The sequence below is a fragment of the Sorangium aterium genome, from assembly GCF_028368935.1.
GTDB classification, from domain to species: Bacteria; Myxococcota_A; Polyangia; order Polyangiales; family Polyangiaceae; genus Sorangium; species Sorangium atrum.
The window spans coordinates 1,291,256-1,309,334 of sequence record NZ_JAQNDK010000001.1; the positions used below are offsets into that span (position 1 = coordinate 1,291,256).

11 protein-coding genes are annotated in these 18,079 nt (G+C 71.5%); 9 read left to right on the top strand and 2 right to left on the bottom strand.

The genetic code is table 11. From position 1 onward, the window contains the following. Positions 1-22 precede the first annotated feature (22 nt). The 5 genes from POL72_RS04750 (at position 23) to POL72_RS04770 (ending at position 7,556) form a co-directional block, all read left to right on the top strand. Positions 23-1,246, top strand: coding sequence for a pectate lyase family protein (locus tag POL72_RS04750; RefSeq protein ID WP_272093810.1), 1,224 nt, complete (start codon positions 23-25; stop codon positions 1,244-1,246). A gap of 204 nt (positions 1,247-1,450) precedes the next feature. Then, positions 1,451-2,425: a GAF domain-containing protein gene (locus POL72_RS04755; RefSeq protein WP_272093811.1), complete on the top strand. Its 975-nt coding sequence runs from the start codon at positions 1,451-1,453 to the stop codon at positions 2,423-2,425. Continuing rightward, the gene (locus POL72_RS04760) at positions 2,422-2,619 is read left to right on the top strand and encodes a hypothetical protein (RefSeq protein WP_272093812.1); all 198 of its coding nucleotides are present in this window, start codon (positions 2,422-2,424) and stop codon (positions 2,617-2,619) included. Before POL72_RS04755 ends, POL72_RS04760 begins: the two co-directional genes overlap by 4 nt. A 420-nt stretch (positions 2,620-3,039) precedes the next feature. Further along, entirely contained in the window at positions 3,040-4,734 is a 1,695-nt protein-coding gene (locus POL72_RS04765) for a glycoside hydrolase family 5 protein (RefSeq protein WP_272093813.1), read from the top strand. Between the two features lie 1,058 nt (positions 4,735-5,792). Next, positions 5,793-7,556 carry a cytochrome-c peroxidase gene (locus POL72_RS04770; RefSeq protein WP_272093814.1) on the top strand — a complete coding sequence of 588 codons (1,764 nt, stop codon included), beginning with the start codon at positions 5,793-5,795 and terminating at the stop codon, positions 7,554-7,556. A gap of 425 nt (positions 7,557-7,981) precedes the next feature. Here POL72_RS04770 and POL72_RS04775 read toward each other — a convergent pair whose 3' ends face one another. After that, complete coding sequence (locus POL72_RS04775; protein WP_272093815.1) at positions 7,982-8,788, bottom strand: TetR/AcrR family transcriptional regulator; 807 nt, start codon at positions 8,786-8,788, stop codon at positions 7,982-7,984. A 285-nt stretch (positions 8,789-9,073) separates the two neighbouring features. Between POL72_RS04775 and POL72_RS04780 the strand changes: the two genes are divergently transcribed. From POL72_RS04780 to POL72_RS04795, 4 genes are read left to right on the top strand one after another with little or no spacing between them, the layout of a single operon-like run. Then, the gene (locus tag POL72_RS04780; protein WP_272093816.1) at positions 9,074-9,922 is read left to right on the top strand and encodes an urea amidolyase associated protein UAAP1; all 849 of its coding nucleotides are present in this window, start codon (positions 9,074-9,076) and stop codon (positions 9,920-9,922) included. After that, positions 9,919-10,593: an urea amidolyase associated protein UAAP2 gene (locus POL72_RS04785; RefSeq protein ID WP_272093817.1), complete on the top strand. Its 675-nt coding sequence runs from the start codon at positions 9,919-9,921 to the stop codon at positions 10,591-10,593. Before POL72_RS04780 ends, POL72_RS04785 begins: the two co-directional genes overlap by 4 nt. Continuing rightward, positions 10,590-14,444, top strand: coding sequence for a 5-oxoprolinase/urea amidolyase family protein (locus POL72_RS04790; protein ID WP_272093818.1), 3,855 nt, complete (start codon positions 10,590-10,592; stop codon positions 14,442-14,444). Before POL72_RS04785 ends, POL72_RS04790 begins: the two co-directional genes overlap by 4 nt. Continuing rightward, positions 14,437-16,002, top strand: coding sequence for an APC family permease (locus POL72_RS04795; RefSeq protein ID WP_272093819.1), 1,566 nt, complete (start codon positions 14,437-14,439; stop codon positions 16,000-16,002). The genes POL72_RS04790 and POL72_RS04795 overlap by 8 nt, the downstream gene beginning before the upstream one ends. A gap of 26 nt (positions 16,003-16,028) precedes the next feature. On the opposite strand, the gene POL72_RS04800 is transcribed toward POL72_RS04795, so the two are convergent. After that, positions 16,029-17,603 carry a metallopeptidase domain-containing protein gene (locus tag POL72_RS04800; protein WP_272093820.1) on the bottom strand — a complete coding sequence of 525 codons (1,575 nt, stop codon included), beginning with the start codon at positions 17,601-17,603 and terminating at the stop codon, positions 16,029-16,031. Positions 17,604-18,079: the final 476 nt, after the last annotated feature.

Consider the following 18,079-nt stretch of genomic DNA (forward strand, 5'->3'; position numbering starts at 1 on the left):
ACCAAAGAAAGGCCAGGGCGCCATGACGCAGAGCCGCGTCGCCTCCTTCCTCCTTGCTGTCTCTCCTCTCGCCTTCGCCTTTGCCTGCGGGACTTCAGGGCTCGACGGCTCGGGAAACGCTGCCTCACTCGCAGGAGCAAGCGGGATCACGAGCGCGACGACGGGAGGTGAAGCGAGCGGAGGCGGCTCGGCGACGGGTGGAGACCCGGGCCCCGATGGCGCGGGTGGCGGCGGATCGGCGGCCGGCTCCGGGGGTTCGGGCGGCCGCGAATCGAGCGCCGGTTCGGGTGGCACGGGCGGCGGTACCGGAGGAGCGGACGGCACGGTCGATAGCGAGGGGTGTCCCCTGACGCTGGAGGGCTTTGCCAGCGTGAGCGGTGATGGTCAGGACGGGACCCATGGCGGACGAGGCGGCGCGACGGTCACCGTGACGACCCAGGCCGATCTCGAACACTACGCTGGCGCGCCCGAGCCCTATGTGATCCGGGTCCAGGGAAAGATCACGATCTCCCCCAAGGGAAAGGAGATCTCGGTCGCATCGAACAAGACCATCGTGGGCGCCGGCGCGACGGCGGAGATCTCCCAGGGTGGGTTCTTCCTGGGAGGCGGAGTGCACAATGTCATCCTGCGGAACCTGACCATCGGCGACACCTTCGTCGAAGGAGACTGGGAAGGAAAGACGCAGGACTTCGACGGGATCCAGATGGACACCGCCCACCACGTCTGGATCGATCACTGCCATCTCCACCACATCGGCGACGGCATGATCGACAGCCGCAAGGACACCTCCTACCTCACCGTGTCCTGGAGCATCTTGAGCGACCACAACAAGGCGTTCGGGATCGGCTGGACGGAGAACCTGACCGCGCAGATGACCATCCATCACAACTGGTTCCGCGACCTGAACCAGCGCAATCCCAGCACGGACAACGTGCTCCGCGCCCATCTCTATAACAACTGGCTCCAGCGCATCGGCTCCTACGGCAACTACGCGCGCAACCGCACCAACATGGTGCTCGAGAACAGCGTGTTCGACACCGTGAAGAGCCCTCATTATTACGACGAGGGCACGCTGGTCGCCGCGGGGAACATCTACCGTTCCACGACGGGGACCAAGGAGTCGACCGGAATCACGTATTCCTTCTTCGATCCGAGCGAATTCTACGAGTACTCCCTCGATCCCGCCGACGAGGTCGAAGCCCTGCTCACCAGGTGCGCAGGCCCGAGATCCGAGCTCGGCCTCTGAGCCGCGGGAGCGCGACGAGGCAGGGGACGATCGAGGCCGCCCGCAGGTGGACGCCGGTGGGGTCGTGTCTCCTGGAGCACCGAGCCGATGAAGCGCCCGCGGGGGCAGCTCGAGGCGCCGGGTTGCGGTAAGGTCGTGGGCCGGGCGCGGGCATGGCGACGCTCGCGGTCGAGCCCGCCATGTCGCCCCGGCAAGAGCACCCCCATGGCCGATTTGAACGATCCCGCGCGCCTCGCCGAGCTGCACCACGTGCTGCTGCGCGACGACGCGGACACCATCCTGGACGCCTGCGTCGAGCGGGCGGCCGAGCTCGCCCGGGCGCCGATGGCGCTCGTGAGCCTGGTGGTCCGACACATCCAGCTGTTCCGCGCGCACCGCGGCCTGCCACCCGAGCTGGGCGTCAGCTGCGCGACCTCACGGAGCAGCTCGTTCTGCCAGCTCGTGGTGCGCCACGAGGAGCCGCTCGTCGTCGAGGACGCCGTTCACGACGAGCGCGTGCCCAAGGAGCTGGTGGAGCGTTACGGCATCCGCGCGTACGCGGGTGTGCCGGTGCGGGTGCGCCGGCATGTGGTCGGTTCGCTCTGCGTGATCGACCTCGTGCCGCGCACCTTCGAGCCGGGCGTCATCGAGGGCCTCAAACGGCTCGCCGCCGAGGCCGGCGCGCGGATCGAGGCGCTGGAGAGCGACACGCCGCCGCCGAGCCGCACCGCGAGGGAGCGCCTCGCCCGGTTCGGGCAGACCGCGCGTGCGCTGGAGCGCGCGCTCATGGCCATCGCTCCCGTGATCGCCGAGGCGCAGCGCGCGGCGGCGACGCTGCCGGAGGCGCCGCATATCGCGCCGAGCCCGGACGATCTGCGCGCGGCGGTCGACTGCTACCGGGACATGTTCGGTATCGCGGCCGAGCTGGCCGACGACGCCATGGCCCTCTCGCGCTCCGCTCCGGCCGAGGCCGCGTCCGAGCTCGCGCAGGCGACGCGGTCCCTCACGCGGGACATGGTCGAGATCAGCCCGCTCGTCCGGCTCGCCGAGAGCGTGCTCGGGGGCACGCTCGACGAGGGCATCGCCGCGAGGGCCGCGCACGTCGTGCGGGACGCGTTCGCGGCGCACGAGACCGCGACCGCCGCGGTGCGCCGGATCATCACCACCGTCGAGCGGGCGCGGACAGCGGAGGCGTGGTGAAAGGCCGAGCGTACCAGCTGCTCCGCTCCTGTATCGGCGACAAGGACCCTCCGAACGCGCGCGACGCGTTCATCTATGCGCGGGTCATCATGCGCGCGCGGGTCGTGCCCGAGGAGATCACGCCGACGCTCGACGACCCCGACGTCGAGCGCCGGCTGGAGGGCGCGCTGCAAGACATCCTCCGCCGCGCGTAGAGCGGCGGTCACCCGCTTCGGATACGGGCCCACCTCGACGTTTTCGGTGCTCAGCGCACCGGAGTGCGCTTGCGCGCCGAAAACGCCGATCTGGGCCCGTCTCCTGTGCGGGTGACCGCCGCTCTGCTCGGCATGGTGCAAAGGGGGGCGGAAGAGGGGCCGCCGGTCCCTCGCGCCGGCAGGCTCGGAGAGAGACGCCCACGAGAAGGGTGCAGCGTGATCCCGCGAGGGAGCGTGCGGATCGCGCATCGTGCAGATCGCGCGTCCAGGCGTGCATGGCTCGGTGATTCTCCCACTTTCACCTTCACCCGTCGCGCCGGGCCTGCTATGCAGCAGGTCGCCTTCTTTGCCGATGTCCTTGCTTGACGCCCGCGATAGCGGCCGGGCGCGCCGTTCGAGGCGCCTTCCTTGGAGAATACGATGAGCCATGACTTGACCCCTGGACTGTTCACCGGGCCGAAGTGGACGCGCGGCCTTCTGCAGCTCGCCTTGCCCGCGATGGTGCTGGTCGCGTGCGGAAGCCCGTCAGGAGAATCGACATCAGGGGGCGGCGACGCATCGACCGTGGCGTCGGCGTCGACCTCCTCGAGTGGCGGCGTCGATGCGACGGCGTCGGCCTCCTCGGGCGGCCATGGCGGTTCGGACGGCAACGGCGGCTCAGGCGGCAATGGCGGCTCGGGCGGCAATGGCGGCAACGGCGGCTCGGGCAGCAACGGCGGCTCGGGCGGCAATGGTGGCTCGGGCGGCAATGGTGGCTCGGGCGGCAACGGCGGCTCGGGCGGCAACGGCGGCTCGGGCGGTAACGGCGGCGACGATGCGTCGACTGTGGCCTCCTCGTCGGCCTCCTCGGGCAGCGGCGGCGCGTCGACGTCGACCGTGGCGTCCTCGTCGGCCTCCTCGAGCAGCGCCGGTGGCGCGGGCGGCGGCGATGCCTCGACGTCGGCCGTGGCCTCTTCGTCGGCCTCCTCGAGCAGCGCCGGCGGCGCGGGCGGCGGCGATGCCTCGACGTCGGCCGTGGCCTCCTCGTCGGCCTCCTCGAGCGGCGCCGGCGGCGCGGGTGGCGGCGATGCCTCGACGTCGGCCGTCACCTCCTCGTCGGCCTCCTCGAGCGGCGCCGGCGGCATGGGTGGCGGCGATGCCTCGACGTCGAGCGTGACCACCACCTCGAGCGCCACGAGCTCGACCACCTCGACCGGCACGGGCCCCCTCGCGAGGACGCCGGTGGAGCGGCACGGCCGCCTGAAGGTGATGGGCAACCGCGTCGTCGACGAGCACGGGGAAGAGCTCCAGCTCAAGGGCATGAGCATGTTCTGGAGCGTGTGGGAGGGCGAGAAGTTCTACAACGCGTCCGCCGTCGGCACGCTCGTGAACGACTGGGATGTGACCGTCATCCGCGCCGCGATGACCGCCAACACATCGGGGCTCGGCTACGTCAACAACCCGGACGCGGAGAAGCGGAAGGTCAAGGCGATCGTCGACGCCGCCATCGCGAGAGGCATTTACGTGCTCATCGACTGGCACGATCACGACGCGATCCGGAACAAGGAGGCCGCGAAGCGCTTTTTCCGGGAGATGGCGATCGAGTACGGCGATGAGCCCGCCGTGATCTTCGAGGTGTTCAACGAGCCCGACACCGAGACCTGGGAGCAGGTGAAGTCGTATGCCGAGGAGGTGATCCGGGAGATCCGCGGCGCTGGCTCCGACAACCTCGTGATCGTCGGGTCGCCGAACTGGTCGCAGGACGTGGACGTCGCCTCCAGGAACCCGATCACGAGCTACGACAACATCGCCTACACGCTCCACTTCTATGCCGCGACGCACAAGGATGCGCTGCGCACCAAGGCGAGGACCGCGCTGTCCGCGGGCCTCGCGCTGTTCGTCACCGAGTGGGGCACCTGCGCTTCCAGCGGCAACGGCGCGCTGGATCTCGCCGAGTCGCAGCGGTGGCTCGACTTCATGGCCAGCAACAGCATCAGCTGGCTCAACTGGTCCGTCGTCGATAAGGCCGAGTCCTGCGCCGCGCTCAGGCCCGGAGCGAGCGCCGGCGGCCCGTGGTCGGATGGCCAGCTGACCGAGTCGGGGCGGTGGGTGAAGCAGAAGATCCAGGCGCCTTGACGCGGGAGGCCGGCCGAGGGGCGCCGTCGAGGACGGGGGCGCTCCGCCCGGGTCGATCGCGCGGCGACACGTCGCCTCGGGCACGGACAGCGAAGCTCCCGCGGCGCGCTTCCCGTTCCTTCGAGGCCTCCTCGAAGACCAGAGTCTAGCCCTCTCGCCTTCGCCTCGATCACCAGGCGATCCGGGCTCGATCGGCTCACTCCTGCGCTTCCTCATCGACGACATTGCCCGAACTCGGTCGATGAGTCAGGGTTTCGGCGACGCACACGGCCGCGCCTGTTCGGCGCGGTGACGGCGCGATGAAGGGATATGTCCTGTCCCTTCATCCCACTTCATCCGGTCCTCGACAGAGGCCGTCTTCTCCCTCGAATCCCCCGCGCGAGCCGGTGCGCTCGCGACACGAGGAGACGCCCGGCCGAGGCGAGGCAGGACGAGACGTCGATGCGCGCCCTGGACACGCGCTGTCTTGCTGAAGATCGATGGCTTGAAGAGACTCGAACGATGCCGGGCGGAACCCCGTCGAGCGTCGGCGCTCACGACATCCGCTCATCGCAGGACGGACGAACATGCCGGCGACCCGCGGTGTCCCGCGAGGACGCTGGTGCGCGCCGCCTGTCATTCACTCGCGCAGCAGCGAAGGAGGCTTCCTCGTGATGGTTAGAGCTCGTTCTGAAGACCCGCGCACGGGCGGGATCGGGGCGTGGATCGTCAGCGTTCTGATGGGTCTATCGTCAACCGCCGGCTGCTTGCCCCAGGGACACGAGCTTCCGTGCTCGGGATGCGGAAGACCCGGACCGTCTTCGTCGCTCGGGGGCGGTGGGCCTTCGTCGCTCGGGGACGGCGGCTCCTCGTCGCTCGGGGGCGGCGGGTCTTCGTCGCTCGGGGACGGGGGGTCTTCGTCGCCGGTCGCGCCAGGGAGCGGTGACTCGCCGCCGTCGGATCCGCCGGACGACGGCGCGACGCCCGCGCCGGCCGCTCCGCCGCCGTCCCTCGGCTCGCTCCGAGGCGTCCCCATCCCCGAGCCGAGCGAGCTGTCCCGGTACGTCAAGAGCAGGGAGATGGCCGTCGCCCTCGGAAAGGCGCTGTTCTGGGACATGCAGGTCGGCAGCGACGGCGTGGCGTGCGCGACATGCCACTTCCACGCCGGCGCCGACCACCGCAAGAGAAACCAGATCAACCCCGGGCTCAACAACCAGGATCCCGAGCGGCGCACGCGGTTCGAAGCCACGCGATCGGACGGGAAGGGCGGACCGAACTACGCGCTCGTGGCGAGCGACTGGACCTTCCGCCGCGACTTCCCCGCAGATGCCGACGACGTCATCTCTTCGCAGGGGGTGTTCCACGCTCGATTCAACGGCATCGTACCCGGGAGCGCGAAGGACGACTGCACGCTGCTGCCGGACATCTTCCAGGTGCAAGGGGTGAACGTGCGGCGCGTCGAGCCGCGGCAGACGCCCACTGTCATCAATGCGGTGTTCAACTTCCGCAACTTCTGGGACGGACGCGCGAGCAACCATTTCAACGGAGTGAACCCGTTCGGCAAGCGGGATCCGGACGCTGCCGTCCACGCCGTGCGCGACGGCATCCTGGTCCCCGAGAAGGTCGACCTGGAGAACTCGAGCCTCGCATCTCAGGCCGTGGGACCGCCGATCAACCCCTTCGAGATGTCGTGTGAGGGGAGGACGTACGCCGACGTCGCCGCGAAGCTCTTGCCGCGCAGGCCGCTCGCTGACCAGATCGTCGACTCGACGGACAGCATCCTCGGCGAGCTCCGCGATCCGAGCGGGAAAGGGCTCGCTCCTTCCTATGGAGAGCTCGTCGAAGGGGCCTTCGTGGACGCGTACTGGCGGTCGGACCAGCGCGTCGGCGATCGGTCGCTCGCGGAAGCGAACTTCTCGCTCTTCTGGGGTCTCGCCATCCAGCTCTACGAGGCCACGCTCGTGTCCGACAACAGCCGATTCGATCGCTTTGCGGAAGGGGACAGCGCCGCCCTGAGCGACCAGGAGCGCGCGGGGCTCGCGATCTTCCAGGGCAAGGGCAGGTGCATCAACTGCCACCATGGCCCCGAGTTCACCAGCGCCGGCACCCGCCTGCAGCGCGAGGCGCAGGTGGGCGGTTTGATCTCGCGGATGCGGGTCGGGGACGGCGGCGCCGCGCTCTACGACAGGGGCTATTACAACATTGGCGTTCGGCCGGCCGAGGAGGACATCGGCGTCGGAGGGGTCGACCCCTTCGGTCATCCGTTCTCGTTCACGCGGCAAGGGAAGCTGCTGGCCGAGGGCGAGGGCGCCCCGGATGGTTTCCGCATCGAGCCGGCGTCGTTCGAGGTCGATCCAGGGGTGCCAATCGCGCCGGGCGAGCGCGATACGATCGACGGCGCCTTCAAGGTCCCGACGCTCCGGAACGTCGAGCTGACGGGCCCCTATTTTCACAACGGAAGCGCGCTGACGCTGCGGCAAGTCGTCGAATTTTACAACGCTGGCGGCGGCCGGCGCGAACGGGAGGGCGGCGACACGACCGGGTTCGGGCCCAACGGGACGAACCTCGCTCCGAACATTCAGCCGCTCGGGCTGACGGAAGAGGAGAAGAAGGCGCTCGTGGCGTTCCTGGCGACGCTCACGGACGAGCGGGTGCGGTTCGAGGAGGCGCCGTTCGATCACCCGCAGCTGTTCGTCGTCGACGGTCACTTCTGGAATGAATGGACCGTGGTGGATGACGGCACGGGGCGTGCTCGCGAGAAGATCAAGGAGGTCCCGGCGGTCGGCGCCGCAGGGCGCAAGCCGAAGGACCTCCCCGGGCTTGCGCCTTTCAACCCGCTCTGAGCGCCCTGGTGCGGCGGCGATCCCAACCTGCGGCGGCGATCCCAACCTGGGTTGGCGATCCCAACCTGGGTTGGCGATCCCAACCTGGGTCGGGTCGCCTCAACCTCGGTTGGGTCCGCCTCCGATCCCAACCTGGGTCGGGTCGCCTCAACCTCGGTCGGGTCTGCCTCCGATCCCAACCTGGGTCGGGTCGCCTCAACCTCGGTCGGGTCTGCCTCAACCCGGGTCGGGCCGCCTCAACCTCGGTCGGGCCCCCTGGTCGCCTCAACCCGGGTCGGCTCCCCCCTCCCCCTCAACCGGGTCGGGCCGGCCGCCTCAACCTCGGTCGGCTCCCCCTCCCTGCCTCCGGGTCGCCTCAACCTCGGTCGGCTCCCCCTGCCTCAACCTCGGTCGGCTCCCCCTGCCTCAACCTGGGTCGGGTCGCCTCAACCTGGGTCGGGTCCCCCCGCCTTCCTCCGGAGCGCCGCGAGCCTCGACGGCCGCACCAGCAGCCCGCCGACCGTCTGATCCGCGACGAGCTCCGCGATCTGCTCCGGCCCGTAGCCCACCGCCGCCGGATCGCTGGCCGCGAGCGGATGCACGCGCCCGCCTCCCTCGGGACGGCACCAGTTCTGCACGCTCTCGTCCTGCGCCAGCACCGTCAGCGCGCACAGGTAGGCGTCCACCTCTCGGAACCTCCCCTCCCCGATCCCGCGCCCCACCATCGCGGCCACGGCCTCGGTCAGCGCGCGCCGCTCGGCCCAGTACGTCGCGAAAGCCGTCGGATCCCGCTCGCTGAACCGGTGGATCTCCGTGATCTCCAGGGGAAAGCCGCACACCGTCTGCACGTCGAAGCGCACGAAGCGCCATAGCTGCACGTCCGCCGTCTCACCGGCCGCCTCGAGGCTCCGCGCGTACGACAGCGGCAGCCGGTTCACCTGCTGCAGGATCTCCGCGACGATCAACTCCTTGCGCCGGAACCAGTAGTACAGCGACGACTGCCGGAGCCCCGCCGCCTGCGCGACCTCCAGCATCGACACCTCGGCGACCCCCCGCTCGGCGAACAGCCGGCCCGCCACCTGCAGAATCTGCTCCCGCGGCGCGAGATCGCTCCGCTGCGGCGCCTTGCGCGGCCGGCCCATGCGGCGCGGGCTCCCCTCGGCCTTCTGCTCGCCTCCCGCGGTCCGCCCCTCCTCCGCCGGCTGCCTTCCTTCGACGCTGTGCCTGGCGTCGGTCTTCGGAGGAGGAGCCATCTCTGTCTTCGTCATCATCGTCGGAGGTGGCCATCGCGCAGCCGCGCAATCGCCACCGCGCCCTCATGCCGCCTCGCCCTCCCGCGCGTCAATCGGCTCCGCGCTCGCCCCCCTGCGCCATCCGCTCTTCATCCAATCCACCACCCACACCGCCACCGAGAAAATTCACCACTTCCGGGAAAAAGCGCGCGCGCCCTGCATTTTACCCCAGCGAAACAGCCTGGAAACCCCGGCCCCGGATAGTCGGCCCGTAGTTTCGATTCTCTATCGAAAGTGAGGCGGGCGATGTCTGAAACGGCCACAACGTACGCCGCGCGCGAGCACGCGCGCGCCCAGGAAGGCAGCGTCGTCGAGACGCAACCCACCGTGCCGAGCACGTCGATCGGCGATCCGCCGGCGGGCGTCGAAGCGCGCGACGTCCTCTGGGAGGAGACCCTCGGCGCCGGCGGTTACGCGGCGCGCACGCTCCCTGTCGGCAGCCGGCTCCGGCTCGTCGACCTCGAGGGCGACACCTGCGTCGCCCTCGTGCTCCACCGCGCGGACCGCCCCATCGAGCGGCTCTGCCTCCCCGACACCGTGAAGCTCCAGTGGCAGGCCTATCCCGGCCCCGGCTACCTGCTCCTCTCGGACATGGGGCGCGTCCTCGCCTCCCTCCTCGAGGACACCGCGGGCCGCCACGACACCTTCTGCGGCACGTCGCTCCCGGCCGAGATCGAGTCCCGCCACGGCAGCGACGCCCACGGCGGCGCCCTCCGCTCCGGCCGCGAGCGGCTCCTCCTCGCCCTCGCCAAGCACGGCCTCGCCGAGCGGGACCTGCCCACGGCCATCAACCTCTTCAAGGGCGTCCGCATCGAGGCCGACGGCGCCATCACCTTCCTGCCCGACTCCTCCCGGCCGGGCGCCCACGTGCTGCTCCGCGCCGAGCAGGACGTCCTCGTCAGCGTCGCCGTCGTGCCGCACCGCCTCGACCCGCGCCCGACCTACCGCGCCGGCAAGGTCCGCCTGACCGCGTGGCGCGGCCGCCCCACCGCCGACGACGACCCCCTGCGCAACGCCACCCCCGAGGCGCGCCGCGCCTTCGAGAACACCGCCGAGGAGCTCGCGCTCGGCCTCCGGGCAGGAGGCGCGCGATGAGCCCCGCCGCCACCCCCGGGAAGCCGGTCGCCGCCCTGCGCGACCCCGCCCTCGCCGGGCTGTCCGGCGCCCTCGTCTCCGACGAGATCGTCCCGGCACGCGCGCCGTGGGCCAAGATCGTCCGCGCCGGCGAGATCCTCCGCGTCATCGACCTCGAGGGCAACCAGGCCGTCGACTTCCTCGCCTACGTCCTCGCCGACACCGCCGAGCGCTACAGCGCCGCCGACACCCTCGTCGCCCAGCGCAACATCTTCCTCACCACCGGCGCCCGGCTCCGCTCCAACCGCGGCCGCGTGATGATGACCGTCACCGACGACAGCTGCGGCCGCCACGACACCTCGGGCGGCGCCTGCTCGTGCGAGTCGAACACCGTCCGCTACGGCCACCACACAAAGCACCAGCACGCCTGCGTCGAGAACTTCCTCCTCGCCGCCGCGCCCTACGGCCTCGGCAAGCGCGACCTCGTCGGCAACATCAACTGGTTCATGAACGTGCCCGTCGAGGCCGACGGCACCCTCGGCATCGTCGATGGCCTCTCCGCGCCCGGCAAGCACGTCGACCTCCGGGCCGAGCTCGACCTGCTGCTGCTCGTCTCGAACTGCCCGCAGATCAACAACCCCTGCAACGCGTTCAACCCGACCCCGATCCGCGCGGTGGTGGTGCGGCCATGAGCGCCATGACCCCGCCCTTCCGCCGCGTCCTCGTCGCCAACCGCGGCGAGATCGCGTGCCGGATCCTCCGCACCCTGAAGCGCCTCGGCGTCGCGTCGGTCGCCGTGTTCTCCGACGCCGACCGCGCCGCCCTCCACGTGCGGCTCGCCGACCACGCCGTCCGCCTCGGCGGCCAGACCCCCGCCGAGAGCTACCTCCGCATCGACGCCGTGCTCGACGCGGCCCGCCGCGCCGGCGCCGACGCGATCCACCCGGGCTACGGATTCCTTAGCGAATCCGAGAACTTCGCGCGCGCCGTCGAGGACGCGGGCATCGTCTTCATCGGCCCGACGCCGGGCCAGATGGAGGCCTTCGGGAGCAAGCACCGGGCGCGGGAAATCGCCGTCGAGGCGGGCGTGCCGCTGCTGCCGGGGACCGGCGTCCTCCGGGACGCGGACCACGCCGCCGCCGAGGCCGCGGCCATCGGCTACCCCGTGCTGCTCAAGGCGAGCGCCGGGGGCGGCGGCATCGGCATGGCCCGCTGCGACGGGCCGGCGGAGCTCCCCGCGGCGTTCGAGCGGGTCCAGCGCCTCGCCCGCTCGAACTTCGGCTCGGGCGAGGTGTTCCTCGAGCGCTTCCTCGCGGCGCCCCGGCACGTCGAGGTCCAGATCGCCGGCGACGGCCGCGGGAACGTGCTCGTCCTCGGCGATCGCGACTGCTCGGTCCAGCGCCGCAACCAGAAGGTCCTCGAGGAGGCGCCCGCGCCCGACCTGCCGCCGCGGCTGCGCTCCGCCCTCGCCGAGTCGGCCCGCGCCCTCGCCGCGAAGGTCGCCTACCGCAACGTGGGCACCGTCGAGTTCCTCGTCGATCCGGCCCGCGCCGAGCACTACTTCCTCGAGGTCAACACGCGCCTCCAGGTCGAGCACGGCGTGACCGAGCTCTGCACCGGCATCGACCTCGTCGAGTGGATGCTGCGCATCGCCGCGGGCGACACCGCGTTCTTCGCGGGCGGCGACCCGGCGCTCCGGGGCCACGCGATCGAGGCCCGCCTCTACGCCGAGGACCCGGCGCGGGGCTTCCTGCCGAGCGCAGGCCTGCTCACCGAGGTGCGCACTCCCGAGGGCGGCGGCGTGCGGGTCGACGGGTGGGTCGAGACCGGCACCGAGGTCTCCGCGCTCTACGATCCGCTGCTCGCCAAGCTCCTCGTGCACCGCGCGGACCGGGCCGCGGCCGTCGCGGCGCTGCGCGGCGCCGTCGAGGAGACCCGCATCGGCGGGATCGAGACCAACCGGGAGTGGGTCGCGGTCGCGCTCGATCACCCCGACTTCCGCGGGGTCCGGCACCACACGGGCACGTTCGCGTCGCTGCCGTTCCGCCCGCCGACGATCGAGGTGACGGCATCGCCCGGCGCGGTGACGGTGCAGGACTGGCCCGGGCGCCTCGGCCTGTGGTCGGTCGGCGTCCCGCCGAGCGGGCCGATGGACGATCTGTCGTTCCGGCTCGGCAACCGCGTCGTGGGCAACCCCGCCGGCGCCGCAGGGCTCGAGTGCGAGGTGCACGGGCCCACGCTGGTGTTCCACCGCCGCGCCGTCGTGTGCGCCGCGGGCGCCGCGATGCGCGTGCTCGTCGACGGCACCGAGGTTGCGCCGTGGACGCCGGTCGAGGTCGCGCCGGGCGCCACCGTGGCCTGCGGGCCGGTGCGGGGGCCGGGCGCGCGCGCCTACCTGCTCGTCCGCGGCGGCATCGACGTGCCGGCGCACCTCGGCAGCCGCGCGACGTTCACCCTCGGCGGCTTCGGGGGCCACGCCGGCAGGCCGCTCCGCCCCGGCGACGTGCTGCGCCTCGGCGAGGAGGTCGACCCCTCCCTCGACCCCGGCGCGCTGCCGCCCGAGGCCCGGCCGGAGATCGGCAGGTCCTGGGAGCTCGCCGTGCTCGACGGTCCGCACGGCGCGCCGGACTTCCTCACGCGCGACGGGATCGAGCAGCTCTACGAGGCCGAGTGGGAGGTCCACTACCACTCGGCCCGCACCGGCGTCCGCCTCGTCGGGCCCGCGCCGAGATGGGCGCGCACCGACGGCGGTGAGGCCGGGCTGCACCCCTCGAACCTCCACGACAACGCCTACGGGATCGGCGCTGTCGACCTCACCGGCGACATGCCCGTCCTCCTCGGCCCCGACGGCCCGAGCCTGGGCGGGTTCGTGTGTCCGCTCACGGTCGCCGCGGCCGAGCGGTGGAAGCTCGGCCAGCTGAGCGCCGGAGACAAGGTGCGGTTCCGCTCGATCGTGCCCGCGGAGGCCGACGCGCTGGCGCAGCGGTGCGACGCGCTCGTGGCCCTGCGCGGCGGAGCCCCGAAGGAGGCGCCAGCGCCGCTCGCGGCCAGAGCGAACGGCGCAACCACGGTCGGGAACGGCGCAACCACGGTCGGGAACGGCGCAACCACGGTCGGGAACGGCGCAACCACGGTCGGGAACGGCGCAACCACGGTCGGGAACGGCGCAACCACGGTCGGGAACGGCGCAACCACGGTCGCGGCGAGGGCTGCGTCGGCGCCCGCGCCGCTCGCGGCTCCCGCGCCGGCCGCGCCGCGGCGGCCGCGCGGCGAGCCCGTGCTGGGCCGCGTGCCGGCGCGCGACGACCGGCCCGCGGTGGTCTTCCGCCAGAGCGGCGACCGCTACGTGCTCGTCGAGTTCGGCCCGCCGGTGCTCGACATCGACCTGCGCGTGCGCGCGCACCTGCTCATGGCGCGGCTCGAGGAGCTGCGCATCCCCGGCGTCGTCGACCTGACGCCCGGCATCCGCTCGCTCCAGGTGCACGTCGACGGCGCGCGCCTCACCGTGGCCAAGGCCCTCGACCTGCTCCGCGAGGTCGAGGCCGACCTGCCCGCCCACGCCGAGGTCCGCATCCCGAGCCGCGTCGTCCACATGCCCCTCAGCTGGGACGACCCGGCGACGCGCGAGGCGATCGCGCGCTATGAGCGCGCGGTCCGCGACGACGCGCCCTGGTGCCCGAGCAACCTGGAGTTCATCCGCCGGGTCAACGGGCTGCCGGACATCGCGGCGGTCCAGGAGATCTTCCTCGCGGCGAGCTACCTCGTGCTCGGCCTCGGCGACGTGTACCTCGGCGCGCCGGTCGCGACGCCGATCGATCCGCGCCACCGGATGGTCACGACCAAGTACAACCCGGCGCGCACGTGGACGCCCGAGAACGCCGTCGGCATCGGCGGCGCGTACCTGTGCATCTACGGCATGGAGGGGCCGGGCGGGTACCAGTTCCTCGGCCGCACGGTGCCTGTCTGGAGCCGCCACCGGCCGTTCCGGCAGACCACGCGCGAGCGGCCCTGGCTCCTGCGCTTCTTCGACCAGCTCCGCTTCCACCTCGTGTCGCCGGAGGAGCTGCTCGACCTCCGCGCCGACATGGTGGCCGGGCGCGGCGAGGTGCGCATCGAGGAGACCACGTTCGACCTGGGCGAGCACCACCGCTTCCTCGCCGAGAACGCCGGGGCCATCCGCGCGGCGCAGACACGGCAGCGGGCGGCGTTCGACGCCGAGCGCGCCCGCTGGGAGGCGGACGGCGAGTTCGACCGCGTGCGCCGCGCGGGCGCCCGGCTCGAGGGCGCGTCGACCGCCGCCGAGGACGCCCTCCCGGCCGGGGTGCTGCCGGTCACGGCGCCGCTCACCGCGTGCGTGTGGAAGGTCGACGTGGCCGAAGGGCAGCGCGTCGAGGCGGGCCAGCGCGTGGCCGTGCTCGAGGCGATGAAGATGGAGTTCCCCGTGGTGGCCGACGTGGCCGGAGCGGTCGGCTGGATCGGCTGCCGCCCGGGCCAGATGGTCAGCGCGGGCCAGCCGCTCGTGGGGGTGTCGGCCGATGCGTGACCCGATCTCGACCGCCGCACCCGCATCGGCGTCCGTCGCGGAGGATCGCGGCGACGCGGAGGACCTCGCCCGCCTCGGCTACCGCCAGGAGCTCCGGAGGGACCTGGGCAGCCTGTCCGCCTTCGCGGCGGGCTTCTCGTACGTCTCGATCCTCACGACGGTCTTCCAGCTCTTCGTGATCGGGTACGCCTTCGGTGGGACCCGGTTCTTCTGGACGTGGCCGGTCGTCTTCCTCGGCCAGCTCGCCGTCGCGCTCAACCTCGCCGAGATGGGCTCGCGCTACCCCGTGGCCGGCTCGGTGTACCCGTGGGGGCGCCGGGTCTGGGCCGGCGCGCCGGGGTGGCTCGCGGGCTGGCTGAAGCTCGTCGGCGACGTCGTGAGCGTCGCCGCGGCGGCCATCGCGCTGCAAGCGATCTTGCCAAGCGTTTGGAGCGGGTTCCAGCTCCTTGGAGGCGACCCCTCGCTCACGTCGCGCGACGGCGCAGCGAACGCGGTGCTGCTCGGCGCGGGCCTCATCGTGCTGACGACGGCGATCAACATGGCCGGGGTGAAGGTGATGGCCTGGGTCAACGACGTCGGCGTGATGGCGGAGCTCGGCGGCGTCGCGCTGCTGCTCGTGGCGCTGTTCCTGAGCGCGGTGCGCGGCCCCGGCGTGGTGCTGGAGCCCATCTACGGGCCGCCGTCGTCGCTGGGGACCGGGGCGGCGGGCCTGCTCGCGGCCGCGCTGATGCCAGCGTACGTGCTGTACGGCTTCGACTCGGCCGGCTCGCTGGCCGAGGAGACCCAGAACCCGCGTCGGATCGTCCCAGGGGCGATCCTGAAGGCCGTCGTGGCCTCCGGGGTGGGCGGCGCGCTGCTCCTCCTCGCGGCCCTGATGGCGGCGCCGAGCCTGACCGACGGCCGCCTCGCCACGGAGGGCCTCGCCTACGTGGTCGTCGGCGCGCTCGGCCCGACGCTGGGCAAGGTCTTCCTCGTCGACGTGGCGCTGGCCGTGTGCGTCTGCACGCTGGCGATCCAGACCGGCGCCTCGCGCCTGGCCTTCTCGATGGCGCGGGACGGCGCGCTGCCGTGCGCGCCGGCGCTGTCGCGCGTGTCGCGGCGCACGAAGACGCCCGTCGCCCCGGCGATCGTCGTCGGCGCGCTCGCGAGCGGCATGCTCGTCGTGAACTACGGCGAGGCGCAGCTCTTCGTGCTCATCACGGAGACGGCCGTGCTGCTCGTGAACCTCTCGTACCTGGTCGTGACGGCGGGGATGCTCCTCCGCCGGCTGCGCCGGTGGCCGGGCCTCGCGGGGGCGCCGGCCGGGGTGTTCTCCCTGGGCCGGGCCGGGCTCGCGCTGAACGCCGCGGCCGTGGCCTGGGGGGTCGCGCTCATCGCGAACATCGCCTGGCCGCGACCCGACGGCGCCGAGGCGACGTGGATGGAGTACTTCCCGGTGCTCGGGGTCGCCGCCACGCTCGTCATCGGGCTCGGGGTGTTCGTCGCGACACAGAGGCCGGCAGGAGCGCGGGTTGCCATCGGCCAGCCCGGGGAGCGCTCGGCGTCGCTGACCTCCTGAAGCGGGCTGCTCCGGCGGCGAGTGGATCAGGGAGAGGGCGTGACGCTGAGCGCGCCCGCGGCGCTGAGGGACGCCTTGTAGCTCCCGGACGCAGGGTAGGTGATGCGGAATCCGGCGAGGTTGGGCGAGACGGTCTTCGTCTCGCCCGACGCCTGCGTGCCGCCGGCCGGCACCCAGTACTGCGTGCACGGATCCGACTGCCCGGCGGTATGCGTCTGGACGAGCATGCAGACGTCTCCACCGTTCTGGGTCGCGATGGCCTGGCTGACCTGGTACGTGAGCGCGAGGGCATCGCCGACCGCCGTGAGCTCTGTCGCTGCGTTCATCGAGGTCACGCCGGTCGCGCCGCACTTCAGGTACCAGTGGCTGGGCGCGTCGGCGCAGGCGGGGATCGGCGCGGCCGCCGTGCCGCGGGTCACCTTGACCGTCGCCTCGGACGGCGAGACCCCGAGCAACGAGATGGCCAGGTTCGCGTCGCGATCGACGAACGTATGACCCCAGGGGAGCGCCTCGCGCGAGACGTTCGCGGGATAATGAGGGACGTCGATCGGCACGGAGGGCGTCATGTTGACGATGCGCGTCGGGGTCCCCTCCAGCGTGCCCCGGTGCACGAGGATTCCGCGAGCGACCGGCGAGCCCGCCGTGAACCGCTGGGAGTCGAAGATGCCGAGCGGCTGGCGATACTCCACCTGGTACGTCTCGTCCCCGCCGGGGATGGGGACGACGAGCCGCTGCACGCCGTCCGAAGGCTCCTCGATCGGCTCGACGCTGACGACGGAGGTCCCGCTCGCGCTCGCGGTCGCCGTGTTCTCCGGATCGAACCAGCCGAGCAGCGCCTTCTCCGGAGCATTGTAGTGCAGGAACTGCGCCCCCATCGTGCTGAACGAGTCGCCGTACCCTTGCACACAGCTCGTGTTCCCCGGGTTGAGCTGGCCGCTGTTTGCGCACGCAGGCAGGTTGGGTTGCGCGCAGCTCGAGCTCATCGACGCCCAGTTCCCAGAAGCGTCGGCGCAATTCAGCAGGTCGGAATGTCCCAGCCCCAGGTTGTGCCCCAGCTCGTGCGCGAAGGTGCCAGAGTCGGCGGGGCTGTAAAAATAGGTACTGGAGCCCAGGGCTGCAGCTCCGTCGGTACAACCCGCCGGCCTCTCGGAGAAAAAGTACATCGTGTGCTGGTAATTGGACTCCACATAGCCGTCCGCCGTCGCGGCGATCGCCCTGCCCATCGCCGCGTAGGTGGGTCGCAGCGAGCAGCTCGTGGGCGCCGCGTTGATCGTGTACCAGCCGAAATAGTCCCCGTCGGCGTTCACGTGGCCGGTCAGGTTCATCTTCCCGTAGGAGGCTTCATGGAAGAATTTGCTGGTCGAATCCGCGTTGTTGAAGAGGCGGTCCCGCACGTCGTTGACGGTGTAGGTCGGAGTCGGGCTTGTATTGAACCGGATGAAGATCGCCGCGACCTTGCGATCGCCGATGACAGCGGGCTGCTGGACGGCGGAGATCGTCTCGACCTCGTCCGCCTCACCCTCCATCGCAGCGCCGCAGGCGGAGACCGCGAGGCAGAGAAGAAGAAACCCGCTGCGATGGGTGAACGGAACGTTGCGCATTGTACCTCTGTGGTGTCGAAGAGAGCGCGTGGCAGTGCCGGACGCGAGCGTGTGTGGAGTCACGGGCTCCAGACCTCGAGCCCACGCGCAGGCTCGGAGCTCGCGACGTGACGATCGGCCAGGCCGCCTTCGAAGGCAGCGAGCCCGGGGAAAGTCGAGACGCTTCGGAGACGTCAAGCCCCAGCCGCGGGACCCCCGCGGACCAGGTTCATTGAACCCTCTCCTGGTCACTGGATGCCGCTAGCCCCCGTCGCCCTTCAGAAAATCGTAACGTCCTCGCCGACCTCAGGACGAACTCGCCGCGCTGGGGGCGCCGCATGCCCAGCTCGAACCGCTGGCGCGCAATTGTCGTGAAATTGAATTTTCATGGCGCTGCACGCCTGCGGGGATGGGAGCCCGGCGAGCTCTCCGCCGCCTACCCCTCCCCCTGCGTCTCCTGCGTCTCCAGCTGGATCGCCCCCTCCGAGATCGTGATT

Excerpts from the sequence above, each read along its gene's own strand:
- POL72_RS04775 (WP_272093815.1), bottom strand. The coding sequence starts at position 8,788 with ATGGCTCCTCCTCCGAAGACCGACGCCAGGCACAGCGTCGAAGGAAGG.
- POL72_RS04770 (WP_272093814.1), top strand. The coding sequence starts at position 5,793 with ATGGCCGTCGCCCTCGGAAAGGCGCTGTTCTGGGACATGCAGGTCGGC.
- POL72_RS04755 (WP_272093811.1), top strand. The coding sequence starts at position 1,451 with ATGGCCGATTTGAACGATCCCGCGCGCCTCGCCGAGCTGCACCACGTG.
- POL72_RS04780 (WP_272093816.1), top strand. The coding sequence starts at position 9,074 with ATGTCTGAAACGGCCACAACGTACGCCGCGCGCGAGCACGCGCGCGCC.
- POL72_RS04750 (WP_272093810.1), top strand. The coding sequence starts at position 23 with ATGACGCAGAGCCGCGTCGCCTCCTTCCTCCTTGCTGTCTCTCCTCTC.
- POL72_RS04790 (WP_272093818.1), top strand. The coding sequence starts at position 10,590 with ATGAGCGCCATGACCCCGCCCTTCCGCCGCGTCCTCGTCGCCAACCGC.
- POL72_RS04800 (WP_272093820.1), bottom strand. The coding sequence starts at position 17,603 with ATGCGCAACGTTCCGTTCACCCATCGCAGCGGGTTTCTTCTTCTCTGC.
- POL72_RS04765 (WP_272093813.1), top strand. The coding sequence starts at position 3,040 with ATGAGCCATGACTTGACCCCTGGACTGTTCACCGGGCCGAAGTGGACG.
- POL72_RS04785 (WP_272093817.1), top strand. The coding sequence starts at position 9,919 with ATGAGCCCCGCCGCCACCCCCGGGAAGCCGGTCGCCGCCCTGCGCGAC.
- POL72_RS04795 (WP_272093819.1), top strand. The coding sequence starts at position 14,437 with ATGCGTGACCCGATCTCGACCGCCGCACCCGCATCGGCGTCCGTCGCG.